We start from the raw sequence: 24824 nt of genomic DNA, 5'->3' as shown, positions 1-24824 counted from the left end.
GCGCGTGAAGAAGACATACCCTCTCCGTCCACCGCTCATCAAAAAAGGAAAACCCTTCGAAAAGGCCGCGCTCGCACCATCCACTCTATCCCTGATCGCCCCATCAGGCACCCCTCAGGCATCTCTTGGTAGCGCTCTCATTTTCATCACTTTTCCCCAGTGAAACCGACTTCTCTTCACTTACGCACGCCATTCCCCCCTCGTGCCATGCGCACATCCACCCGCATCACTCACGCCGATGCAAGTCGGAGAGGAGTTCGTTCATCAATCAATCACACGAACCCCTCCACCAAAAAACAACCCATACACCTACCATGAAATCAAACCCCTTCACCTTCGCCCTTCTGCTCGCCTTCGCCGCAGTCGGAAACCTGACATCCCTCGTCAGCGCCGCTGACTCCACCTCCGCCCTCAAGGCCTCCGATGAAAAATTCGTCAAGATGGCCGGCGCCGATGGCATGGCTGAAGTCAAGATCGCCACCCTCGGCACCCAGAAGGCCGAACGCACCGACGTCAAGGACCTCGCCACCATGCTCGTCACCGATCATACCAAGGCCAACGCCGAGCTCACCGCCCTCGCCGAGTCCAAGAAAGTGCAGCTTTCCGCCGTCATCACCCCCAAGGCCGCCAAAGCCTTCGAAGACCTCGAAAAGGTCAGCGGCAAAGACTTCGACAAGGCCTTCCTCAAGCAGCTTGAAAAAGACCACAAAGACTGCATCTCCAACTTCGAAGACGCCGAGAAAAACGCCGAAGACGCCGATGTGAAGGCCTGGGCCACCAAGACCCTCCCCACCCTCCGCGCCCACCTCGACAAGGTCAAAGAGCTCGCCGGCAAATAATCTCCCCGCCGACATCTCACTCTCACTTTAAAACCCCCGAAAACCCGTCCGACCCCCGGACGGGTTTTCTTTTTTCTCCCGCACAGCACAAACCACCACATCCTGCCATTAAGCCATCCCAGGAGAGGGAACATCCTAATCCCTCCTCTCCCCATCGAAACCCCTCCAAAAAAACACAACCCTCCCTCTGGGGAGAGGCCGGGTGAGGGGCCGCCCCAACCACCCGCTCGCGTCCCGTCAGCTCCACCCCAGCCAGCACGTGCGGCACCAGCATTCAGCATCAGCAGTCTCACCTCATCCCAAATCACGACTCCAACAGCCCAGCCAGCAGAAAGTACGAAAGACACACCTGTCTGTCGATCAACGCTCCCTCATCTCCCAGCCCCCCAGCCTAGGAACACCTGCCCAACAGCCTGGCGATCCCGCATCGAAGGCCAACGGCTTTCCGTACTTGAGCCCAGGGGTGCCGAGCGATAGCGAGTGCTCCCCTGGGTTTTGCAAGCGCACCCATGGAAGCAAACCCATCGCCTTCTTTCCACACCGCGTTCACCAGCAGCGTCTTCACGCCCCACCGCCGCAGCCACGCGTCCCCCCATACTCCATCCCTCCCGGTGTCCCCACCCATCTCCCATCTCACCTCCGCCTCTCCCCGCGCGCCCCGCCCCCCGCACGCACATGCGCCATCGCATACCGCCTCCCGCCCCCAAACACTCGCGCCTGCGCCGCGCACAAACATCCCCCGTAAATAATGATCACCCCTGAAAGGTAGATCCACATCAGCAGCACCACCACCACCGCAAACGCCCCGTACACCGTGTTAAAGTTGCTCAGTTCATACACATACCGTTCAAACAGCTGCCGGCACACCTGCAGCAGGATCGTCGTCAGAAACGCCGGAAACGCCACCTCCCGAAACACCGTCCGCCGCCTCGGCGAAAACTTGTACAGCATGCTCAGCCCGTAAAACAGCAGCAGCGTCGGCACCAGCAGCAGGATCACCTCAAACGTCACTCCCACCGTCGCGTCCTGCAGCACCACCGTGCGGCGCACGTAGCCCACCACCAGCGGCACCAGCACCCCCAGAAACAGCGCGCTCGCCACCAGCAGCAGCATCATCAGGCTGTGCAGCGGCAGCTGCCACCACGGGTACTCGATCGTGTCCCACGCCCGGTTCACACCCCGCACCATCGTATGAAAAAACCGCGAGGCGCTCCACGTCAGCCCCACCATCGCCAGCGCGCTCACACCCCCGCGCACATCCACGATCCCATGGATCGCCGCATCCACCTTGCTCCGGTCCGCACTGTTAAACGGCGTGTACTGCCCCAGGTTCTCGATCAGATACCTCACCACCGTGTCATGGTCCCAGATCTGCGAGCCCACCGTCACAAACAGCAGGATCAGCGGAAACAGCGCGAAAAACGCGTAATACGCAAACGCCGCGGCCTGCTGGTCCCCGTCGATCGCCAAAAACTTCATTCCCGCCGCCCAGAACATCCGCCACACCCGTCGCAGCCAGCCCAGAAGCCGGTGCTTCACAAAAAACGCCTCCGAAATCCGCAGCGGCCACTTCAGCCGCCCCTTCCGCTCCAGCCATCGTTCCACCCACGCGGACGCAGCATCCGTCGCCGTCGCTTCATTCCCGCTGGTCTTTCCTCCCGTCATGCCTTCTCATGCGGCCGGTTGATCAGCAGCGCCACCACCAGGCTCGTGGCAAAGCTTGCAAAGAACACCGTCACCGGGCTCGGCAGATACTTCACCCAGAACGGCCGCACACCCGGCGCACGCAGATGGGCCAGCGCCCGGTCCGCTTCCCGCATGCTGGGCTGGCGGATCGCTCCGCCTTCATTGATCATGGCCTCAGCCTCCATCTCGGTGCTGCGGCGGTAGTTGGGGGTCACGCGAAGTTTCATTGCTAGATCAGGTTGAAGGTTGCTTCTCGTCTTGGTTCATTTCGTCGCTCGAATCACCTGCGACCGCCATTGACTCGACGCCCATGGCAGCCACGCCAAAATCCGCCATCATGCCGGAGGCGGCACCAGGATGTCCGCGTGCGCCCGCAGATGGCGTGGATTGATCTCATGCCGCTGGGTCGGCAGCCACATCGCGTGGCACTTGCGGCAGTAGCACTGCTTCTTGAACAGCCCCAGGTGGCTCATCCATTCCAGCAGCAGCGGAGTCATGAATTTCCGCGAAAACTGCGGATACTCCACCGCAAACGATCCGCATTCAGGGCACGAATAGATCGACGACGCCATCTCCGGGTGCTGCTGCTCAAATTCGATCAGATGCTCCACCGCCTCCGCATAGTCCTCCTCCTTCACCTGCAGCTTCACATTCGCCCGCGGCTTGTTAAAAAACACGAACGACTGCAGGTCGCTTTCATCATAGACCTCCGTGTCGATGCCATGGTCAATCAAATGCATGCAGCACGGCTCCACCGCCTTGGTGTCATCAAACGATGCCAGATCAATCAGATCCGCCCGATGTGAGAAAGTAAGTTTCGGTTTCATCATCCATCAAATCGTCTCCCGCCCCCCTCCTGGCCGTGTACTCCCCTCCCGCATCGCCCCTCTTATGCCCCCCTCATCCACCAGCAGGATAAAAACCTGGGGCCGGCAGGCGCATCCGCGAACACTCTCGCTTTCCAGGCCATCAAAAAAACCGAACAAGCACGCAGCGCTCTCTTCGCCGAGCCAGCCACAGCAGCCTGTCTCACGTCAAAACCTCAGCGTTCCCGCGACCTGCATGAAGTTCCCGGGAGGTGCTGCGCCAGTGTTTTTGACGAAGGTGCCGGGGAAGAAGTGCGCGTAGGCGAAGTCGATGTCGAAGAATGAACTGAGCTGCCAGACGAAGCGCAGATCGAGCTCCTGGCCGACGTAGCTGCCGCTGCTGCCGGTGGCATCACGGCGTCCGGCTTTCACCCACGAGTCGGTCGAGGAGGCGAGCCAGATGCCGCGATGGATGATCTCGCACTTGAGCGTCTTCACAGGCTGGAAGCTGAGGCGCAGCGCGGGATTGATGATGTTCTGCCAGCTGAAGTAGCTGCTGAAGCCGTAGAACGAATACGTCGCGCCATATAGCGGGTCGAAGCGCTGGTTGCTCTTGTCGGTGGCGCTGCTGTCGCCGGAGGCGTAGTTGAGCCAGAGGCCGAGACGTGGCTTCCATGCGGTGCTCCAGGTGTAACCGGCCTCGGCATGGCCTGCGTAGGCGCGTTGTGCGAGTCCGCCTGAATATCCCCATTGTCCGGCGAGGCTCAGATCGTAGTCCCACGCGTTCGCCTTGCCCCACTGGCCGAAAGCATGCAGGCCGAGCGTGTGCAGATTTCTCCGCTGGGCCATGGTGCCGGCCTCGCGTTGATCCAGCCAGAGCCAGTAGGGCTCCAGCACGACATGCGGCGACCAGCCACGCCAGTAAGCGGCGAGGCCGTAGAGCATGAGGTCATCGGTGGACTGGTCGAGATTCTGTATGCTGCGCGTCACGGGACGCACGGCGATGGCATCGATCTCCCACGGCGCATTTTCACTGCCGATGCGCAGGCGGATGCCATCGAAGGCGCTGATCGTGTTGCGGTTGCGATTGCGTGAGATGAGGCGGCGGTCGGCCCAGTCGAAGGCCATGCGGCCAAAGCTGAGGCTCAGAGGTGCGTCGCCGGCTGCGTTTTCGAAATACAGCTGCGCATAAGCCTGCAACGGTTCCAGAGTGTCGGACACATTCGAATTGGCGGATAAATCGCTGAAGAAGCGGCGCGAGTCCTGCAACTCGAACACGAGGCGCAGCGGATCGAGCGCCTTCTTCACGCCGAGGTAGAGCAGGTTGCGAGTGACGAGCGCGTCATCAGAGAGCAGGGCTGAAGTGTAGTCATTGCCGCGCACCTCATAACGCGTGCGTGATTCAAAGCCGACCTCCAGCCAGTCCACGTCATTGCTGAACGCATGCGCATACTCAGGCTTCTCCGCGATGCGATTGGCCGCCGTGCTGCGCGTGATGACGGGCTTGAAGGCGGTTTCGGCTGCCGGGGCTGCGAAAGCAAATAGCAGCAGCGAGAGGGATGCCAGGAAGGCACGAAGGGAGGGAGGCATTGACATCACTAGCATCCTGTCATAAAAAGACAGGATCATGTCAAAAACAATTTCACAGACGCATCCTGTGGCGGAACGCCGGAAAGCCCGCGGCTGGTCGCAGGATGAGCTGGCGGAAGCCTCGGGCATCCCACGCAGTTCGGTGAGCGCCATTGAGGCGGGGCGGCTGACGCCTTCAGTCACGGCGGCGCTGGCGGTGGCGAAGGCGCTGGAGTGCAGCGTGGAGGAATTGTTTGGCTCAGGCGGGGCGAAGCATGGCGAAGGCTCCGCGTGGGCCTGGGAGCCGCGTTTTGACACGAATCGCTACTGGGAGGCGGAGGTGGGCGGGAAGAAGTGGCTGTACCCCGTGGAGACGCTGCAGGGCAGCGCATGGTCGCATGACGGCATCTGTCGTGACAAGGTGCTGCATGAGCGCGGCGACTGGGATGCGGCGCAAACGCTCGTGCTGGCCGGATGTGACCCGGCGGCGGGACTGCTGGCGGCGGAATACGCGGCGGCATCGGGGTTCCGTCTGCTGGCATTCCCGCGTGGTGGTGGTGCGGCGCTGGAGCTTTTGAAGCGTGGTGTGGTGCATGTCGCGGCGCTGCATCGTTCGACGGTGGAACAACCGGAGCGCAATGCGGAGACGGTGCGTACGAATCTCGGCGGCGGTTATCGCCTGCTGCGCAGCGCGGACTGGCAGGAAGGCATCGTGCTGCCGGCCGATGATCACACACGCAGCGTGTCGGTGTGCGCCAGGCAGGTGCGCCAGTGGGCGATGCGCGAGCCTGGATCTGCGGCACGCGAGTGCTTGGACAATCTGCTGGAGAAGCCGCGTGAATCAAAGCGGGTGATGCTGAGTCATCAGGCCGTCGTGGAAGCCGTGCGCGGCGGGTGGGCGGAGGCGGGCGTCTGTGTGCGCCTGTGCGCCGAGGATGCAGGGCTGCGGTTTCTTCCCGTGCGCAATGAATCGCTCGATCTGTGCTTTCCCGCCGCGATGGAGCGTGATCCGCGAGTGCAGGCGCTCATTCGTCTGCTGCGCAGCCGGGCGCATCGCCGTCTGATCGACGAACTGCCGGGCTATGACGCGAGCCACACGGGCGAAATGCTCTCGGTTTGATTTCCAACCCAGCTCTGATGAAACGACGCCACGCCGCTTTGCTCCTCACCTGCGCCTGCATTTTCAGTGCGTGCCGCCCTGCCTCGTCCCCCGCAGGCAAGACGGAAACCAGCACGCTGACCATCGCGGTGGCATCCAGCGTGCAGTTTGCGATGGAGGATGTTCTGAAGGAGTTCAGCTCGGCGCATCCCGAGGTGACGGTGAAGGCGACGTATGGCTCCTCGGGCAAGTTCGTCGCGCAGATCCAGAATGAAGCCCCCTTTGATGTGTTCCTTGCCGCTGACATGGAGTACGCGGACAAACTGGCGAAAGCAGGACTGGCGCTGGATGGAAAGGTGTCGCCGTATGCCATCGGCGGACTCGTCCTATGGGTGCCGAAGTCCTCGCCACTCGATGTGGAGAAGCTTGGCATCGCTGCCCTGAACGATCCTGCGGTGAAGAAGATCGCCATCGCGAATCCAAAGCTGGCTCCGTATGGCGTGGCGGCGGTCGCGGCAATGAAATCGCTCAAGGTCTATGAGCAGGCAGAGCCGAAGCTCGTGCTGGGGGAGAACATCTCGCAGACGGCGCAATTTACGGAGAGCGGCGCGGCGGACATCGGTTTCCTGGCGCTCTCGCATGCGGTGTCTGACAAGATGAAGGACAAAGGCCGCTGGTGGGAGGTGCCTGCAGATGCGTTTCCTGCCATCGAGCAGGGCATGGTCATCCTGAAACGCACGCCGAACGCTGATGCGGCCCGCACGTTCCGCGATTTCGTGCTCGGCGAGGCGGGCGGCAAGGTTTTGCAGCGTCACGGATTCAAGCTGCCTGCGAAGTGACATGGACTGGCAGGCTGTCACCCTGAGTCTGCGGCTCTCTGCCTGCACGACCTGCATTCTCAGCGCGCTCGGCCTGCCGCTGGCGTGGTGGCTGGTGAACACGCGCTGGCGCTGGCGTTTTTTGCTGGAGGCCGTCGTGGCGCTGCCGCTGGTGCTGCCACCGACGGTGCTCGGCTTCTATGTGCTGATGGCCATCGGCCCGCACAGTCCGGTGGGACGTTTCTATGAGAGCGTATTCGGTCAGCGCCTGCCGTTTTCATTTCAGGGGCTGCTCATCGCATCGGTGCTCTACAGCCTGCCGTTTGCCGTTCAGCCGTTCTTGAGCGCCTTTGCGACGGTGGACCGTCGGATGGTCGAGGCGTCGTGGTGCCTGGGTGTTGGACGCTTGGGCACCTTCCGCCGCGTGGTGCTGCCGCTGGCGTGGCCGGGGGTGCTGGCGGGCGTGGTGCTGAGTTTTGCGCACACGATGGGGGAGTTTGGCGTGGTGCTCATGGTCGGCGGCAATCTGCCAGGCGTGACGCGCACGATCTCCGTTTCCATCTATGATGAAGTGGAGGCTCTGAACTATGCCGCCGCGAATCAAACCGCGCTGGCCATGCTGCTCTTCTCGTTTGCCGTGCTTTCGCTCACCTACGCTCTTCAACGTCGAATTCTCCACCCATGGCCGGGACGCTGACCGCCGATTTCATCAAGCATTATCCAGGCGGCGCGGTTATTCACGGCAGCGCCAGCCTGCGATGCGATGCGCACAGCGTGACCGTGCTCTTCGGGCCCTCGGGATGCGGAAAGACCACGGTGCTTCGCTGTCTCGCTGGTCTGGAGCGCCCCGAGAAGGGTGAGATTCGATTTGGCGACGAAACGTGGCTCGATGCGAAGGCCGGAGTGTGTCTCACACCGCAGCAGCGCGGCATCGGGTTTGTGTTTCAAGACTACGCGTTGTTTCCGCACCTCGACGTGGCCGCAAATATCGGCTATGCCCTCGCCGCACTGCCGAAGAGTGAGCGCCATTCGCGGGTGGAGGAGATCATGCTGCGCTACGACATCGCCGGTCTCGGAAAAATGCTGCCGCGTGAGCTTTCCGGTGGCCAGCAGCAGCGTGTGGCCCTGGCCCGCGCCATCGTACGTCGTCCGCGTTTGCTCCTGCTTGACGAACCGCTTTCAGCCCTGGACACGGCCTTGCGTGAGGATTTGCGTGACGACCTGTGCCAGCAGCTTCGCAGCCTGGATCTGCCCGTGATCCTCGTCACCCATGACCGCGCCGAAGCGAGATTGCTGGGTGATCAGCTCGTCGTCATGCATGGCGGTCAGGTGCAGCAGTCAGGAAGTGCGGCGGATGTCTTTGCCAAACCTGCAAACGCTGAGGTGGCACGGGCCCTGGGACTACAGCGGCAGGAGAATCCGGCCTCAGCAACTGTCTTGATTTGAGATTGCTGCCCGAGACTTGTCGGGTTCATCATGTCTATATTTGCGTGTCAGTTTCGCGTTGCAAAAGTCAGGGCGTCCACCACCCATCAGCTACTGCTACGGCAGCGTTCTCACAATCACCTGCACTCTCCGAAATCTCTTCTCCAGCACCTCCTGGTACCATTCCCACCACTGATCATCGATCAATCTCGACATCACCTCATAGATCACCAGATCCTGATGCCTCCCTTGCCCGCCCTCCGTCCAGCGGCCGTCCGCAGGCGTGCGTGTATGCGCATCGCATCGCCCAAAGTGCCGGGTCAGTTCCGCCTTGACAATCGCATGCAGCGTTTTGTCCGGCGTGGGCTGCTGATCGTTCGGACACAAAGGCAGCACCAGTTGAATGAAGTGGACCATAACAAGTGGCGTAATAAATTGTTCACCGTTCTCAGCACCATCACCCGGTCATTTCATCATTCGCGCGTCGGTCCTCATTCGGGCTTAGCCATTCCGCTCTTCAGCCCCGCCGGCGAAAACGTGCCCTCCTCAAAGGACATGCCACGCTTGATGTTGGACCCGTCCAGCTCCGTTGCCGTTCCCTTCAGCACATCGTGCACCGTCAGGTTTGCCGGCAGCGCACGCCCGTCCTGCGTCACCACCCGCGTCGTGTCGATCCTTCGCGCCAGCTGCCCCCCGCTCACATACTTCTCCACCTTCATCGGCACAAGCCTCCGGGTATCCACCCACGTCTTCACAGACGAGTAGATCGAGCGGTCACCCTTGCCCGGTTTCGACTCCAGAATCTGGCAGCTCGTCCTCCCCACATTTTCCGTTCCCACGATCGCCTGGTTCTCCCACGCAAAGAAATTCTCCACCACATCCGCATACGCCAGGTCGCTGCCAAACACCGTGCCCTTCATCTGCGCCGCATCCAGCGTCCGCAGCGTGTCCGGCGGCGCAAACACCGCCCCGCTAGCACCCTGCTTCCCGCTCTTCTTCAGCAGCACCGCCTCCCCCGCGCGTTCCTTCGGCCACAGCACCTGGTACACCGCCTCCGTCACTCCTGCGGTCCGCCGCTGCTTGATCTGCACCTGCAGCGTCCCCTGTGGCAGATCCATCTTCAGCCGGATCACCGAGCTCCCGTCCTGCTGCAACGCATTCATCCGCGCCGCCAGCTCCCCGGCGCCCTCCTGCGCTCTGGTATCACATACCACAAGAGCGCCCGCCAAAAGTAAGAGAATCGTTTTCATAAAAAATTGATAAGAAGTGTGTTGTTTTAAAAAATGAGATCACCCCTGCAGCGCCAGGCTCGGCGTCAGCCGCGAGCTCCGCCACGCCGGGTACAGCCCGCTCACCACGCCCACCACGATCGAGATGGCCACGGACGTCACCACCAGCTGCAGGCTCAGGTCCGGCTCCAGCAGACCGTGCACAGACGGCATCTGCTCCGTCATCTTCGCACCCGCCACGCCGATCACCACGCCCACCACGCCACCCAGAAATCCCAGCAGCGCAGATTCCCATAAAATCATCCGCCGGATGCGCCCCCGCTTCCATCCGATGGCCAGCAGAATGCACATCTCCTGCTTCCGCTCAAACGTCGTCATCAGCATTGTGTTCATCACCCCCAGCACTCCCACCACCACCGCCAGCAGGGAAGTCCCCCAGCTCATCGCGCGGATAAACTTCGAAGCCTCGCTGTCCTTGATGTGCTCGCTTGCGATCACCGCCTTCGCCTCCGGCGCGGTCGCGTTGATCTTCTCGCACAGCGCCCGCATTCCCGCCTCATCCAGCCTCTGCGCCGCCCGCACATCCAGGATGTTCAGCTTCCCCTCGTTTCCCGTGATCTCCTGAAACAGCGGAAGCGAAAGCACCACCGAGCCATTTTCCACCAGCGCCCCGCCGTCAAAGATCCCCACCACCGTGAGCTCCTTCGTCTCAAGTTGCAGCGGATCCCCGATCTTCTTCTTCAAAGACTCCGCTGCCGTCTGGCCAAGAACGACAGCGGGCTCCATCGCATCCTTTGGCATGCGTCCGGAAAGCAGTTTGAGATTGTTCCATGAAAAGCCGCCCCATTCCCGTGCGGACACCATCATCATCGACGCGCTCTCCACACTCGTCAGGTCCACAAACACCGAGCACGTCATTGCCACCTCCGGCATCTTCGCGATGCGGTCCCGCACCTCGCTGCTGAAAGGCTTCGGCGTCAGCCCGCTGCTCAGCGTGCTCACCACAATGTCGATGCCCCGCTCCTTCGCGCCCGCACCCCAGCTCTTTTCAAACCCTCGCGAGATCCCCACCAGCGCCACCACCGCCGCGATGCCGATGGCAATGCCGATCAAGGTCAGTCCCGTCCGGACCGGCCTCCGCCACAATCCGCGCATGATGATGGTTAAAAAACTCATGGTTAACTTGTCTTAATTTTTTGCGGAATCCGACACAATTCTGCCGTCTTTCATCGCAATAATCCGCGATGCTTTCTGCGCGATTTCCAGGTCGTGGGTCACCATTACCACCGTCATGCTCTGCTCCTGGTGCAGCCGCACCAGCAGTTCCAGAATCAGCTGCGCGTTCTCGCTGTCCAGGTTCCCCGTCGGCTCGTCGGCCAGCAGCACGGGCGCACGGTTCGCCAGGCTGCGCGCGATTGCCACCCGCTGCCTTTCCCCGCCGGAAAGCTTGGAGGGAAAGTGGCCCATCCGGTGCTCCATTCCCACCGACTTCAGCAGCTGCCGCGCCCGGTCCACCCGCTCCTCCCGGCTCCACTTCGCCTCCAGCATCGGCATCTGCACGTTCTCCAGAGCCGTGAAGGTGGGCAGCAGATGAAAAGCCTGGAAAATAAACGCAATCTGTTGCGCCCGGTAACCTGAGGGATCCTTGAGATCCGGCACCGACTCGTCCCGATAATACAAACTACCAGAGCTTGGCAGGTCCAGCGCCCCCAGCATCTGCAGCAGCGTGGACTTGCCGCAGCCGCTCGGCCCGATGATGGCGACAAACTCCCCCTGCATGATCTGGAAATCCACACCACGCAGCGCCTGCACCTGACCTTCATCATATTCCTTCTTCAGTCCGGCCGCTGCAAAGACGCAGTCTCTGCGGGCTGCAGGTTTGGAGAGGCTTGTGGAGGCATTCATGGGAAAGGAGTGGAAAAATCAGGAGCCTGCATGCTGCGCGCGGCGCCATTGCGCACCCACACGCGGATCCGCGAGGCTGCGAGCCAGGTGCACCAGGGCGTGTGAGTAGCTGGGGAAGGGGGGGCGCTCTCCCTCCGCCTTCGGCTCCAGGTCCGCCGCCAGCGGCGGCAGGTGGGCATGCGGGAGTCCCGCATGCAGATGGTGCAGCCCGTGAAACGGCTCATGCAGCAGGGTGAAGGAGACGAGCCTGCCCGCCCAGCCGCGTGCCACGATGCTGCGCGTGGAACCGTTCACCGTGCTGCCTTCGAGGCCCACGTGCTCGATGTATTTGCGCCAGCTTTGCAGGTTGGCCGCCAGCCACGCCGGCGCGGCATAGAGCCACAAAAGGTAGCGCCATGCGTCCCAATGCGCCGTGGCGCTCAAAATTGCCGTCCACACCACCACGATCAGCGCCAGCTCCTTCCAGATGCGCAGACGCACCTTCTTGCTGCGAATGGGCGAGCCTTTGCGCAGGAAGATGCGCATGAACAAAAACGGCAGGAAGCCCAGCCCAAACGTCAGCTCCACCACCGCCGCCAGAATGCGCTTCCACCGCGGCACGTCCGGATGCACAAACGGCCACAGCTCCTCGTCACGTTCGGAAGCCAGGTGCATATGGTGCAGCTGGTGCGCGGCACGGTACAGGCTGAAGCTCAAAAAGCTCATGGTTCCCAGCAGCACGCCGTCAAATTCGTTCAGCTTCCGGTTCTTGCGCAGCAGGCCATGAGTCGCCTCATGAAAACCCACCGCCGCGCCATGCATCAGGTGCGCGGCCACCAGCACGCATGGAATCAGGAGCCATGGAGAGGCATGACGCTGCAGCAGCCATATCATCACGCCCTCCGTCATGAAAAACAGGATGACCACGATCTGGAAGGCCGAACGGCTGATCCAGTGCGGCTCGTGCGGTTCCATCTGGCTGGCGCTCTTGGGCAGGGTGCTCATCACAGGGTGGTCATGAGGGCTGCGGTCAGAATCTCAGGCGTGTTGCACACGCTCATGAGCAGGCCAAGATACAGGCGGTGCAGGGCCTGGATGTCCTCCGCGGTGAAGAGGTCGGGCCGGTAGAGCCACACCACCTCCAGAGATTCGCCCTCCTCGGTGAGCTCGCAGGCCACGTCAAAGCGGCAGGTGCCCGTGGAGCGCATGCGCAGCTGCAGGGACATGCCGTTCACGGAAATATCCGGCACCGGGTGGTTTTGCAGCGCAAAACGCACCTGAAACACCGGATTGCAGCCCGGAGTCACCGGAACTCCGAGCGCCTTCACCAGCTCCGCAAAGGGCATGGCATTGGCAAAGGCGTCCACCGTGCTCTCATGCACCGTGCGCACGCGTTCGGCAAAGGTGCGGTCGGGATCGATGCGCCCGCGCAGCGGCACGATGCCGGCGCAGTAGCCCATGGACTCGCGCACGGCGGGCTTGCCACGGTTTGCCACCGGAGTTCCCACCAGGATGTCCTCCTTGCCGGTCCATTTGGACAGTGTCACCTGAAACGCCGCCAGCATGGTGCTGAAGAGCGTGGCGCCGTTGCGCCTGGCGATCTCCCGCACGGTGCGCACGAGCGGGGCAGGCACGGAGGAAACCCAGCGCAGCCGCGTGCGTGAAGCGTCCGTGAGTCCGGCGGGGGACTGCCACAGCGGCGTGATTCCCTCCAGCGCCTTTTTCCAAAACATACCACGTTCTGCCAGAAGGGCGGGCTGCCAGAAGGCACGCTCCTGCGCGCCCCAGTCCGCATAGGACAGGGGCACCGGCGGCAGCGCCGTGCCGCCCTTCAGCCCGAGCAGATACGCTGCAAACAGGTCCTGCACAAAGACGCCCAGGGTCCAGCCATCGGCGATGGCGTGGTGGATGGCCACGACCAGCACATGATCCTCCGCCGAGCGGCGGAAGACCACGGAGCGGACGAGCGGCCCGCCCACCATGTCAAACGGTGTGCGGAAGACCGGCTGCGCCAGTTCCTCCAGTGCTTCCGGATGCTGCTGCTTGTCCGTCAGTTCCTGAAAGTGCAGCACCTGCCGGCTGCTGCGGCGGATCAACTGCACCGGCTGCTCCTTGCCGGGCAGAAAGGAGATCCGAAACGCCTCCTGGCGGTCCGCCACCTTCTGCACCGCCGCCTCGCACCCCTGCTGGGAGATGGGGCCGCGGACATTGATGAAGGCGCAGATGTGGTTGGAGGGATCGCCAGCGGGCACCGGTGCCGCCTCCCACAGCTCACGCTGGGGGAGTGTCAGCGGCTGGAGGCGGGCCTCCCCGCTCTCCAGCCATTGCTTCAGGCGCGTTCGAGTATCTTGGACTTGTGACATGGGATGATTTCAGTGTCGGTGTTCCAGTTTGCTGCGAGGTCTTCATGGGCGGACTCGTCTTCCAGGAGGCGGTCGATCTCTTCATCAGAGAGAGCCTCCAGGTCCACTTCCTCCGCCGAGGCGGGTTCCGCCTGCGGCACAGGTGCCGGTGCCGCCGGTGCTGCGGCGGTGCCTCCCACGTGCTCGGCGATCAAGGTGACGATCTGGCCGATGGTTCGCGCCCGCATGAGGCTCGCGGGCGGCAGGGCCACGCCGATGGCGCTTTCGATCGAGTTTTCGATCTCCACGGCCATCAGCGAGTCGAGGCCCAGATCCGTCAGCGGCTGGTCATCGCGCAGCGTTTCGGGTTTCACCCTCAAGACACCTCCGACCACATCCCGCACGGCCTGGCCGACGATGCCGGTGCGCTCCTCGGGAGCGGCGGACTCGATTTTGCGGCGCCAGTCGCTCTTGCCACCGGTGGTTTCGGTGCCTTCCACCCCTGCGGCAAAGACGCGCTCCAGGAGCGGGCTTTCCTGGCTGCTGCGGAAGGACTGCCGCCACTTGGCCCAGTCCACGCGCAGCGCCATCGCCTGCGTGACACCGGCCGCGAGGAAGGTCTCCAGCAGGCCGACGACTTCGCGGGGAGAGAGCGCCGTGGTGCCCTGACGGGCGAGGAACTCGGCGACGCGTTCATTGCGCGCCACGTAGCCTTCGCCACCCAGGGCGCCCCAGTTCACGACCAGCGCAGGCAGGCCGAGGGCCTGACGATGATGCGCCAGCGCGTCCTGGAAGGCATTGGCGGCGGCGTAGTTGGCCTGCGCCGGATTGCCAAAGATGCTGGAGACCGAGGAGAACATGACGAAGCAGTCCAGCGGCAGCTCGGCCGTGGCCTCATGCAGCAGCCAGGCCCCGTAGGCCTTTGGCGCCATGACGCTGTGCATGCGCTCGCGGTTGAGTGATGCCATGGGCGCGTCATCGATCACCATCGCCAGATGGAAGACGCCATGCAGCTTCTGTCCGGACTCCTTGATGTCCTTGAAGAGGCGTTTCACATCCGCGGCGGAGCCGACATCGGCCGCCACCACCTGGACTTCCACTCCACGTGCCTCCAGGTCCTTCACAAAGGCGGCAGCCTCGGGCGTGCTGGCGCCTTTGCGGCTGGTGAGCACGAGATGGCGTGCGCCGCAGTCGGCCAGCCAGGTGGCCAGGACTTTGCCGAAGCCACCAAAGGCGCCGGTGATCAGGTAGGCACCGTCCGTCTTCACTTCGAAGCCAGACACCAGCGGCTCGCCACGGCGGGGCACGAAGGGGGTGGGGAAGGAGACGATGACCTTGCCGGTGTGCCTGCCCTGAGCCATGAGGCGGAAGGCGGCATCAATGCGGCAGGCTGGGAAGGAGCGGAAGGGCAGGGCGTGAAGCGCGCCTTGATCGACCAGCGTTGCCACGGTCTTCAAGATCTTGCTCGTGCCTGCTTCATCTCCGCTGAAGATGGCGTCCATGGCCACCACATGGAAGGAGGCGTTCTTGCGCAGCGGCCAGAGAGGGATGCGGGAGTTCTGGTAGATGTCCCGTTTGCCAATCTCGATGAAGCGGCCGAACTGCGCCAGGCAGGCGAGGCCCATGGGAATGGCCTCCGCGGCGAGGGAGTTCAGCACCACGTCCACGCCTTTGCCACCGGTGATCTCCATGACGGCCTCGGTGAAGTCCGCGCGCCGTGAGTCGATGACGTGGCGCACGCCGAGGGTCTTGAGCAGCGCCCGTTTGCCGGGGCTGCCGGCGGAGGCGATGACCTCCGCGCCGAGATGATGGGCGATCTGGATGGCGGCCATGCCGACGCCGCCAGCGCCTGCATGCACCAGGATGCGCTCTCCTTCGCTGAGGTGCGCGACGGTGTGCAGCGCGTGCCAGGAGGTCATGAAGACCACGGGCAGAGTGGCGGCGGCTTCATAGGACAGACCGGCGGGCATGACCCGCACATCGCCACCGCGAGCCAGGGAATGGGTGGCCAGGCCAAACACGGCCAGACCGAACACCGAGTCTCCGGGCTTCACATGAGTGACGTCGCGACCTACGGCGCGGACGATGCCGGCCACTTCATCGCCAAAGATGCGCGCGTCCGCCGTTTCGGCAGGATAGAGCGCGAGGGCCTTGAGCACGTCGCGGAAGTTCATGCCGGCGGCCTTGACCTCGATCAAGACCTCGCCATCGCCGCAGGCGGGGAGCTTGAAGGGGCTGAGGCGCAGGGAGTCCAGCAGGCCGCGCTCGCGGGACTCGATGCGCAGCGGCACGTCCGGGGAGAGCAGTTCCTCACGGGAGGAGAGCCCGCGGCTGACGCGGCGCACGTAGCGGCCGTCTCCGCGGAAGGCGACTTCGCGTTCCGGGTCTTTCTGCAGCAGTTCATGCCAGATCATGCCAAGGTCTGCCATGGTCTCCGCATCCGGCAGATCGATGCTGCGGCAGATGAACTGCGGGTGCTCATTGGCCACCACGCGCATGAGGCCGATGACGGCGGACTGCGCCACGGTGACAGACTCGGTCTGGGAGCCGACGGCCTGGGCGGCGCGTGTCACCAGATCAATGTGGCGTTTCACCGCGGGGTTCCATTCCTCCAGGGCCTTGGCCAGGTGGAAGAGGCCGTCCGTGCCGAGCATGGCGGCGCCTTCATCCGTGCCGGGCTCGGTATCGTCGAGGCTCCAGAGGTAGACGAAGCGCTCAGGAGGCTGCTCGCTGCATTCCTCCAGCAGGCGCTTCCAGTCTTCCGGTGCTTCGGCGCGGACCATGAAGACATCGGTGGAGTCCGTGTCAAAGGAGCTGCCGCGATACGCGATGCGGCAGCGTGCGCCTTGTTTCTCCAATTCTCCGGCAAGCTGATCGCCCAGACCGGAGCGGTCGGCGAAGACGAGCCAGGATTTTTCCGCGGGAGCATCGAGCGCCAGCGGCTCGGAGATCTTGGGTGCGATCCATTCCTTGCGGGCGAGGATGCCGATAAGGCTTTCACCGCCGCCTTTGCGCAGCAGGCCGGGGAGGGAGGCCGTCTCGCTGAAGCCCGCCTCCTGCAGCAGGCTTTCCCACTGCGGACGCAGGAGCAGAGGATGGTGCGGACGCAGGTCGCGGTCCGTGAAGCGCCACCAGCCGCTGGTGAGGCCGAAGACGGCGTTCAGCCACAGGTGCGGCGTGGCCACCTCCACAAACAGGAGGCTGCCGCCGGGGCTGAGCAGTTCGTGAACATTCCGCAGGGCGCTGCGCACATCGCTCACGGCGTGCACGACATTGGAACCGAGGATGAGGTCAAACGAGCCGGGTTCGAGATCCTGCTCCGCGCCGGATTTTTCGAGGTCGAAGATCTTGTACTCGACTTCGGGGAAGGCGGCGAGCTTCTGCTTGGCATGAGGGAAGAAGCCGGCGGAGACATCGCTGAAGACGTAGGTGTGTGCCTGGCGCTCCAGCAGCGGAAGAAGCTGCGCGGCGAGACCGCCGGTGCCGGCCCCGATTTCCAAAATGCGCAGACCGCGTCCTTCCGGAAGCTGGCGTGCGGCTTCGGTCACAGCGCTGGCGATGGCGGCCAGCCAGGTGCTGGAGAAGAGGCCGTCTCCGTAGAACTGGTCCAGCAGATCCGAATTGGCACCGGTGAAGAGCACCTGCACGGCATCCTTCTCCCCGCGGAGAATGGGGCCGAGCTCGGCGCTGGCGACTTCGCTGAGCAGCACGTCCGGCAGATGACCGGGGTGCTCGTCCAGGGTGGTGCGGAACAGCTTCTCGCTGGAGTCGGCGGCGGCGATGAAGGCGGGAGTGGGCAGGTAGCCGTCGTCCTTTCTCGTCACAAGATCACGCTGAACCAAGTCCGCGAGAAGCTGGTGAAAGGCCGGGCGCATGGGTTCGGCGACGCCGAGGGACTTCGCAGTGAAGACATCGTCCGCACCCATGTCGCGCAGGGCGGCGGCCACGTGGGCGGCGGTGAGTTCATCCACGGCGGCGCTGGCGTTTTGCAGGTTTTCGCGGCCGCGCATGTCCAGGGCGGCATCGAGCGCGCGCTGGGCTGCGGCATGGAGGCGGCTGAGCGGCACGGGGGCCAGCGGCGAGGGCTTGGTCTGCGCCGGGGTGCGCTCCCATGCCACGCTGTAGACCAGATCGCGGCCTTTGCCGGTCTTGCTGGCGCGGCGTGCGCCTTCCACGCTGATGGCGCGGAAGCCATCGATGCGGACGCAGGGCCTGCCGGAGTCGTCGTAGAGTTCGATGTCTCCTTCCACGAGCTCGTCATTGGCCACCTTGACACCGCCACGCACGAAGGTGGAGGCGCCGGGGGAGCGGAGGAAGAGAATGCGGGCGAAGCGCACGGGCAGGCGCATGCCTGCAGTGCGGCCCTCCACGGTGGCGGCACCGGCGGAGAAGACCTGCAGCGCGCCGTCAAAAAGCACGGGGTGCAGCGGGTAGTCGGGCGAACGACTGGCGATGGCCTCGGAGAGGGAAACGCGGCCGGTGGAGGTGCCCCCGCCGGCATTCAGCTCGCGGATGGGGCGGAATTCCTGGCCGTAGCGCAGGCCCATGTCGCTCATGTGTTCGTAGAAGGAGGAGACTTCCACCTTTGGCAGAGCAGATCCTGGCACGGCGTGGCATGTTGTGGCAGCGAAGGCGGACTCGGTGCGCTCGCTGCGCATGAAGCCGACGACGTGGACGGACCAGGAGGCGGCATTGTCAAAACGGCTCTGGATGACAAAGCTGCGCTCGTTGGGGTCATAGGACAGTTCCATCAGGAGACCTGAGGGGGGATCCGGCACGATGAGCGGCTTGCGGATTTCAAAATCCTCCACGGCGAAGGGCCTGCCTTCGAAAAGCTGGACGCCCGCCTCCATGATCATCTCCACAAAGCCTGCGGCAGGGAAGATGACCATGTTTTCCACACGATGGTCCTTGAGGAAGGCCATGTGGCGGTTGTCGAGGCGTGTGATCCAGGTGGGATTGGCGCGGACGGTGCGCACATCCAGCAGACCACGCCCGCCGGAGGCGAGGCGGCCTTCGCGGAGTTCGGGGGCTTCATGCCACCAGCGGCTCTTGTCCCAGGCGTAGGTGGGCAGGGTGAGGATGCGGCGGGAGATCGTCATGCCGGTGAACTCGAGCGCGACGCCGGCGAGGTGGAGATCCATGGCGGTGTCCAGGATCGAGTCGTGCTCGCGCTCACGGCGCACGGAGGCGACGACGGACTGTTTTGCAGGCTGGTCGGCAAGGCACTCCTGAATGGAGCGCACGAGGGCGGGATGAGCGCCGAGCTCCAGCCAGACATCCGCGCCGAAGGCGGCCACGGCGGAGACCGCGGCGGCAAACTCCACCGGCTGGCGCACGCCATGAGACCAGTGGTCTGCGGTGCAGAGCTCTCCCTTCAACTGCGTGCCGGTGACGGTGCTGAAGAAAGGAATGGTGGCAGGCTGGGGCTGCAGGTCTCCAAGCACGGCCTTGAGCGAATCTGCCGCCGGCTGCATGAAGGCATGATGGAAAGGATGGCTGACCTTGAGGAAGCGGGCGAAGACGCCCTGCGACTCGAGTTCGGAAGCAATGGCCTGCAATTCCACGCGCGGACCGGAAAGCGTGAGCGAACGCGGGCCATTGAAGGCGGCGATGCTGACGGAGCGGCCATGGCGCGCAATGGCGGCACGGGCTTCATCCGGAGCCATGCCGACGGCGAGCATGGTGCCGTCCTGCGAGGCGCAGTCGTCCATGAAACGACCGCGGAAGACGATGACCTTGGCGGCCTCCTTGAGTGTGAGGATGCCGGCCACGCAAGCGGCGGCGACTTCTCCCACGCTGTGGCCGATGACGGCGGAGGGCTTGACGCCCCAGGACTGCCAGAGCGCGGCAAGACCCATCTGCATGGCGAAGATGGCGGCCTGCGAGATCTCGGTGCGCTCCATCTGGGATTCCGCTTCCGAGCGGGCGAGCTCGGCAAGGAGCGAGAAACGCGCCCAGGGCTTCATGGCGGCGTCACAGGCCTCGATCATCTGACGGAAGACGGGCTCGTGCTGCATGAGCTCGCGGCCCATGCCCCACCACTGCGGCCCCTGGCCGCTCATGACGTACACGACGCGCGGCGGATGCTCCGGGCGCGGAGTGAAGGCGGTGCGGATCTTCGGCCCGGCCTGGCCGGAGGAGAAGGCATGCAGCTCCTGGATGGCCTCCGCCATGGTGCGCGCATTGAGCGTGAGGCGGTAGGAGTGGTGATTGCGCCGGGCACCGAGCATGTAGGTGAGGTCCGGCAGCAGCGGTGAACTGCCATTGAGATTGGAATGGTCGTCCAGCCAGGTGCTGAGACGCCAGGCATTGGCACGCAGGGAGGCTTCCGAACGGGCGGAGAGCACGAGCGGCCAGGAGCGGTCCGTGGCGGCGCTCAGGATGGCGCGCTGCGGCGGTGGCGGCGGCTCCTTGAGAATGACGTGCGCATTGGCGCCGCCGAAGCCGAAGGAGTTCACACCGACCATGCGCTCACCGGTTTTACCGGCGAGAGGTTCGGTGGCGGTGGGCACGCGGAGCTTCAAGCCCTCAAAGTCAATGTGCGGGCTGGGAGTCTTGTAGTGAATGCTCGGGGGCACCTGGCCGTGCTTGAGCACGAGGGCGCCTTTCATGAGTCCGGCGATGCCTGCGGCCGTCTCGAGGTGGCCGAGGTTCGTTTTGCAGGAGCCGATGACGAGGGCGTTTTCCTCGGTGCGGTCGGCACAGAGCGCATCCGCAAGGGCGATGGCCTCGATGGGATCTCCGACTGCGGTGCCGGTGCCGTGGGCCTCGACGTAGCCGATGTCCCAGGGATCGATCTGGGCGTTGTCGCAGGCATCGCACACAAGGCGGGCCTGGGCCTCGCCGCTGGGCAGGGAGATGCCGTTGGTGTGGCCGTCCTGATTGACGGCGGTGCCGATGATGACGCCCTGGATGGGATCGCCGTCTGCGATCGCGTCCGAAAGGCGCTTGAGGAGGACCATGCCGGCGCCTTCACCGCGGACGAAGCCATTGGCTCCGGCGTCAAAGGCCTGGCATTTCCCATCAGGAGACAGCATGCCGGCCTGGGAGAAGCCGATGAAGCCGTCCGGATTGATCATGACGGTGACACCACCGGCCATGGCTGTTTTGCAGCGGCCGGAGAGGATGTGCTCGCAGGCCATGTGCACAGCGGTGAGCGCGGAGGAGCAGGCGGTGTCCACGGCGATGCTGGGGCCGTGGAGATTGAGGCAGTAGGAGATGCGGTTGGCGGCGATGCTGTGGGCGGTGCCGGTGGGCGTGTGGGGGCTGATGCCGGAGCGGTCCGTGGAGGTGTGCTGCAGGCCCTGGTAGTCATTGTGCGAAATGCCGACGAAGACGCCGATGTCGGTGCCCTTCTCCAGATTCAAAACGAGGCCTGCGTCTTCAATGGCCTCCCAGGCGGTCTCAAGGAGAAGACGCTGCTGAGGATCCACATACGGGGCCTCGCGCGGGGAGATGCCGAAGAACTGAGGATCGAACTGGTCAATGCCATCCACAAAGCCGCCGCGCTTGGCGATGGACTTCCCCAGGATGCCGGACTCGGCGTCGTAGAAGCGCTCGACGTTCCAGCGGTCGGCAGGCACATCAGACACGGCATCGCGGCCATCGATGAGAATTTTCCAAAATGACTCCGCATCATTTGCGCCGCCGGGAAAACGGCAGCCCATGCCGATGATTGCGATTCCTTCGTTTGGGGATGTATCCATATATTAAGTGTGTTAAGCTGTGCTCAGCGGCCTATTCGGAACTGCCCAGGGGCTTGGCCTTCACGGACTGACGATTGGGCAAAAAAAGTGAGGTTTTTGCCTCATGCGGCCATCAGGCGCCCTGATGTTCATCTATTTCCATAAGGGGGTGGTGGTTTCTCTGATAACCTTAACAGGCAATTCAGGAGAAAACCGGGTCTGCAGGTCAGGACGGAAGATTTCTTGAGGCCGCGCGCGAGGTGGAATCCGTAATGAGGGCATGTGTGGCATCGCAGGAGCATTGGATCTCAAAGGGCAGCGGCCCGTACCGGAAGGCGTCATTCAGCGCATGTCGCGTGCGCTGCATCATCGTGGCCCTGATGAAGAAGGCTTTTTCATCCGGCCAGGAGTGGCCATGGCATCGCGAAGGCTGAGCATTGTGGGCCTGGCGGACGGGCAGCAGCCGATGACGAATGAAGACCAGAGCGCGCACGTGGTTTTCAACGGGGAGCTGTTTGACCATCAGGAGCAGCGGGTGAAGCTGGCGGCGCGCGGGCATCAGCTGCACACGCACTGCGACACGGAGATCATCCCGCACATGTGGGAGGACCACGCGGAGGGCATGTGGGAGAAACTGCGCGGTCAGTTTGCGATCGCCGTTTATGACATGAAGCGGCGGCAGCTGAACCTGGGGCGGGACCGTTTTGGCATCAGCCCGCTGTACTGGACGCGGCAGGGGGACTGGCTGCTGTTTGCCTCCGAGATCAAAGGACTGTTAGCTTCTGGTATGGTGAAGGCGAAGCCGGACCTGCGGGGGATCGACCACATCTTCACCTTTGCAGCCATGCCGGGGCCGGTGACGTGCTTTGAGGGCATCCAGATGCTGCCGCCGGGGAACTTTCTGCAGGTGACACCGGGGCGTGATGCGGAGATCCGGGTGCGGCCGTACTGGGAGATGGATTTTCCGGACGCGGGCCAGGAGAACCCGGAGCGCGATGCGACGAAGCTGGTGGACGAATTTGAGCGCCTGATGCTGCAGGCGGTGGAAAAGCGCCTGCGCGCGGATGTGCCGGTGGGGGCTTATCTTTCGGGCGGACTGGACTCCAGCATGATCGTGGCCATGGCCACGAAGCTGAAGGGACCGGCGATCAACACGTACACGATCCGCGTGGACGATCCCGCGCTGGATGAACTGAGCGCGGCGAATGTGTCCGCGAAACACATCGGCACGAAGCCGCCGATCGTGCAGGAATTTCGCGCAGACGATGCGCTGGCAAGCTACCCGGAGCTGATCCATGCGGCGGAGGCGCCGGTGATAGACACCTCCTGCGCGGCGCTGATGATGCTGGCGCGGAAGGTTCACTCCTGCGGGCAGAAGGTGGTGCTGACGGGGGAGGGCGCTGACGAGTGGCTGGCGGGCTACCCGTGGTACAAGGTGGCGAAGATTTTTGGCCTCATGGACGCGCTGCCGGGCGTGAGGCTGAGCGACATGGCACGACGCGCGTACCTGCGGCTGAACAAGGTGCCGCAGTATCCGGCGGAGTTTCGGCAGCGGGTGGAGGACACCGTGGGCGGGCCGAATGCGTGGATCGACTCCTATGGCGTGCTGGGCCTGTCCAAGCTGCGCTTTTACTCCAACAAGATGCAGCAGGCGGTGGGAGATGCGCGGCCGTGGTCTGAGCTGGGGATGAATGTGGAGCGCGCCAAGAAGTGGTCTCCCATCAACCGCAGCCTGTGGGTGGGGGCGCGGGTGACGCTGGCAGGGCATCTGCTGCAGGCGAAGGGGGACCGAGTGGCGATGAACTCCTCCGTGGAGGTGCGCTATCCTTTCCTGGATGAGGAGGTCTTCAACTTCACCTCCAGGCTGGACCCGCGCTGGAAGCTGAAGGGCTTCCGCGACAAGCACCTGCTGCGGCTGCTGGCGGAGCGCTGGCTGCCGCCGGAGATTTACAACCGGCGCAAGGTGATCTTCCGCGCGCCGCTGGACAGCTTTCACCTGGATCCGGAGCCGCAGTTTGTGCGGGAGCTGCTGAGCGAGGAGTCGCTGCGGCGCACGGGCTACTTTGATGCGGATGCCGTGTGGCACTGGCGCAAGGCCTTCCGTGAAATGCGGCCGGGTTCGGTGCCGCGGCTTTCCGTAGAGATGGGGCTGGCGGCGGTGGTGGCCACGCAGTTGTGGCATCATACGTTTATCGAGGGAGCGCTTGCAGAACTGCCGACTGAGGTGGTGAGGCCGGATGCGCTGCTGATGGCAGCCTGAACGTGGCATCAGGGAAACCACCAAAGAAGAGACTGGTGGAGAAATGTGATAGACAGGTGTGCGGACTGAAGCATTTGCGGCTTCACGCAAGATCTTGCGCAGGGCTGGATGATTTTAGGGTACTGGCGTCCTCATTTTTGAGGATGTCGGAGGCTGAATGTGAAAGGGCAAAGGGGTTTTGCCGGCATCAGGGTGAGGAGTGACATACAAAAGCATTCTTTACAAAGAGTGCCGATCTCTTTTTACTGGGGGAAACCGTTCGTTTCACTTCACCTTTTTGATTATGAGCACCACACGCCTTCCTGAACTCCTGAAGAAATCCAAGCCCCAGATCCTGGAGGAGTGGCTCAGGCAGCAGCTGGCGAGCAGCGGAGCGCGGGCGGACCTGATCAAAGACGGAGAGTTGCGCAAGCAGTCGGAGAGTTTTCTGGACCAGCTGCAGCGCAGTGTGCAGAGCGGAGAGTCTGCTGACATCAAGACGGCGGCCTGGGCGCCGACGCTGGAACTGCTGGGGGACCTGACGCGGCAGCGTGAGCGGATGGGCTTTTCGCCTTCGGAGACGGCAACGTTCATCTTCTCGCTGAAGGAACCGCTGCTGCTGCAAGTGCGTACAAACCTGAAAGGCGAGCCGGAGGCGGTGATCGACGAGTCGATGGGCATTTCATCGTTGCTGGACAAGCTGGGACTTTATACCACGGAGGTGTACCAGGCCTCGCGTGAAGAGGTGATCCGGCGGCAACAGGAGGAGCTGCTGGAGCTCTCCACGCCGGTGGTGAAGATGTGGGACGGCATTGTGGCGCTGCCGCTGATCGGCACGCTGGACAGCGCACGCACGAGCGTGGTGATGGAGTCGCTGCTGCAGAGGATCGTGGAGACGGGATCGGAGATAGCGATCATCGACATCACGGGGGTGCCGACGGTGGACACGCTGGTGGCGCAGCACCTGCTGAAGACGGTGGCGGCGGCGCGGCTGATGGGTGCGGACTGCATCATCAGCGGCATCCGGCCGCAGATCGCGCAGACGATGGTGCACCTGGCGATCGACCTGAGCGCGGTGACAACGAAGGCGACGATGGCGGAGGCGCTGAAGTCGGCGCTGCTGCGCACGGGGCACCGGGTGGTGAAGGAGGGCGGAGCAAAGGCCTGAAACGACGGGAGAAGCACGCCGCAGATTTTGAA

18 protein-coding genes are annotated in these 24824 nt (G+C 63.4%); 7 read left to right on the top strand and 11 right to left on the bottom strand.

All coding sequences use genetic code 11. The features are described 5' to 3' along the window. Nucleotides 1-314: 314 nt before the first annotated feature. Entirely contained in the window at nucleotides 315-839 is a 525-nt protein-coding gene (locus ACILSO_RS28735) for a DUF4142 domain-containing protein (RefSeq protein ID WP_395740936.1), read from the top strand. Between the two features lie 633 nt (nucleotides 840-1472). Here the strand turns inward: ACILSO_RS28735 and ACILSO_RS28730 are convergent. The 4 genes from ACILSO_RS28730 to ACILSO_RS28715 all read right to left on the bottom strand — a co-directional run bounded on the left by ACILSO_RS28730 (nucleotide 1473) and on the right by ACILSO_RS28715 (nucleotide 4921). Beyond that, the gene (locus ACILSO_RS28730) at nucleotides 1473-2504 is read right to left on the bottom strand and encodes a YihY/virulence factor BrkB family protein (RefSeq protein ID WP_395740935.1); all 1032 of its coding nucleotides are present in this window, start codon (nucleotides 2502-2504) and stop codon (nucleotides 1473-1475) included. Further along, nucleotides 2501-2752, bottom strand: a complete 252-nt coding sequence (locus tag ACILSO_RS28725; RefSeq protein ID WP_395740934.1) for a hypothetical protein — start codon at nucleotides 2750-2752, stop codon at nucleotides 2501-2503. The genes ACILSO_RS28730 and ACILSO_RS28725 overlap by 4 nt, the downstream gene beginning before the upstream one ends. 108 nt (nucleotides 2753-2860) lie before the next feature. Beyond that, complete coding sequence (locus ACILSO_RS28720) at nucleotides 2861-3355, bottom strand: hypothetical protein (RefSeq protein ID WP_395740933.1); 495 nt, start codon at nucleotides 3353-3355, stop codon at nucleotides 2861-2863. A 204-nt stretch (nucleotides 3356-3559) separates the two neighbouring features. Further along, the gene (locus ACILSO_RS28715) at nucleotides 3560-4921 is read right to left on the bottom strand and encodes an alginate export family protein (protein ID WP_395740932.1); all 1362 of its coding nucleotides are present in this window, start codon (nucleotides 4919-4921) and stop codon (nucleotides 3560-3562) included. A 37-nt stretch (nucleotides 4922-4958) separates the two neighbouring features. Here ACILSO_RS28715 and ACILSO_RS28710 point away from each other — a divergent pair, with 37 nt between their 5' ends. Genes ACILSO_RS28710 through ACILSO_RS28695 form a run of 4 tightly spaced genes read left to right on the top strand, consistent with a single transcriptional unit; the run spans nucleotide 4959 to nucleotide 8263 of the window. Then, nucleotides 4959-6020 carry a substrate-binding domain-containing protein gene (locus tag ACILSO_RS28710; protein WP_395740931.1) on the top strand — a complete coding sequence of 354 codons (1062 nt, stop codon included), beginning with the start codon at nucleotides 4959-4961 and terminating at the stop codon, nucleotides 6018-6020. Between the two features lie 17 nt (nucleotides 6021-6037). Then, nucleotides 6038-6838: a molybdate ABC transporter substrate-binding protein gene (modA, locus tag ACILSO_RS28705; protein ID WP_395740930.1), complete on the top strand. Its 801-nt coding sequence runs from the start codon at nucleotides 6038-6040 to the stop codon at nucleotides 6836-6838. A gap of 1 nt (nucleotide 6839) precedes the next feature. Beyond that, nucleotides 6840-7514 carry a molybdate ABC transporter permease subunit gene (gene modB / locus ACILSO_RS28700; RefSeq protein WP_395740929.1) on the top strand — a complete coding sequence of 225 codons (675 nt, stop codon included), beginning with the start codon at nucleotides 6840-6842 and terminating at the stop codon, nucleotides 7512-7514. Continuing rightward, a complete protein-coding gene (locus tag ACILSO_RS28695; RefSeq protein ID WP_395740928.1) occupies nucleotides 7499-8263 on the top strand; it encodes an ABC transporter ATP-binding protein in 765 nt (254 codons plus the stop codon). Before modB ends, ACILSO_RS28695 begins: the two co-directional genes overlap by 16 nt. Before the next feature lie 96 nt (nucleotides 8264-8359). Here the strand turns inward: ACILSO_RS28695 and ACILSO_RS28690 are convergent, their stop codons facing one another. From ACILSO_RS28690 to ACILSO_RS28660, 7 genes are all read right to left on the bottom strand, one after another. Further along, on the bottom strand, nucleotides 8360-8659 hold the full coding sequence (locus ACILSO_RS28690) for a hypothetical protein (protein WP_395740927.1): 300 nt from the start codon (nucleotides 8657-8659) through the stop codon (nucleotides 8360-8362). A 74-nt stretch (nucleotides 8660-8733) separates the two neighbouring features. After that, entirely contained in the window at nucleotides 8734-9492 is a 759-nt protein-coding gene (locus tag ACILSO_RS28685) for an outer membrane lipoprotein-sorting protein (RefSeq protein ID WP_395740926.1), read from the bottom strand. Between the two features lie 39 nt (nucleotides 9493-9531). Continuing rightward, nucleotides 9532-10647, bottom strand: a complete 1116-nt coding sequence (locus tag ACILSO_RS28680) for an ABC transporter permease (protein ID WP_395740925.1) — start codon at nucleotides 10645-10647, stop codon at nucleotides 9532-9534. A 12-nt stretch (nucleotides 10648-10659) separates the two neighbouring features. After that, a complete protein-coding gene (locus ACILSO_RS28675) occupies nucleotides 10660-11376 on the bottom strand; it encodes an ABC transporter ATP-binding protein (protein ID WP_395740924.1) in 717 nt (238 codons plus the stop codon). 18 nt (nucleotides 11377-11394) lie between these two features. After that, nucleotides 11395-12360 (bottom strand): fatty acid desaturase family protein, encoded by a 966-nt coding sequence (locus tag ACILSO_RS28670; RefSeq protein ID WP_395740923.1) that lies wholly within the window; start codon nucleotides 12358-12360, stop codon nucleotides 11395-11397. Then, entirely contained in the window at nucleotides 12360-13718 is a 1359-nt protein-coding gene (locus tag ACILSO_RS28665; protein WP_395740922.1) for a condensation domain-containing protein, read from the bottom strand. Before ACILSO_RS28665 ends, ACILSO_RS28670 begins: the two co-directional genes overlap by 1 nt. Continuing rightward, nucleotides 13685-21406 carry an SDR family NAD(P)-dependent oxidoreductase gene (locus ACILSO_RS28660; protein WP_395740921.1) on the bottom strand — a complete coding sequence of 2574 codons (7722 nt, stop codon included), beginning with the start codon at nucleotides 21404-21406 and terminating at the stop codon, nucleotides 13685-13687. Before ACILSO_RS28660 ends, ACILSO_RS28665 begins: the two co-directional genes overlap by 34 nt. A gap of 259 nt (nucleotides 21407-21665) precedes the next feature. On the opposite strand from ACILSO_RS28660, the gene asnB reads away from it, so the two are divergent. Both asnB and ACILSO_RS28650 read left to right on the top strand, forming a co-directional pair. Continuing rightward, complete coding sequence (asnB, locus tag ACILSO_RS28655) at nucleotides 21666-23645, top strand: asparagine synthase (glutamine-hydrolyzing) (protein WP_395740920.1); 1980 nt, start codon at nucleotides 21666-21668, stop codon at nucleotides 23643-23645. Between the two features lie 283 nt (nucleotides 23646-23928). Next, nucleotides 23929-24792, top strand: coding sequence for an STAS domain-containing protein (locus ACILSO_RS28650; RefSeq protein WP_395740919.1), 864 nt, complete (start codon nucleotides 23929-23931; stop codon nucleotides 24790-24792). Nucleotides 24793-24824: the final 32 nt, after the last annotated feature.

Source organism: Prosthecobacter sp. (assembly GCF_044226605.1).
Classification (GTDB): Bacteria; Verrucomicrobiota; Verrucomicrobiia; order Verrucomicrobiales; family Verrucomicrobiaceae; genus Prosthecobacter.
This window is presented reverse-complemented; position numbering and strand designations above follow the sequence as displayed.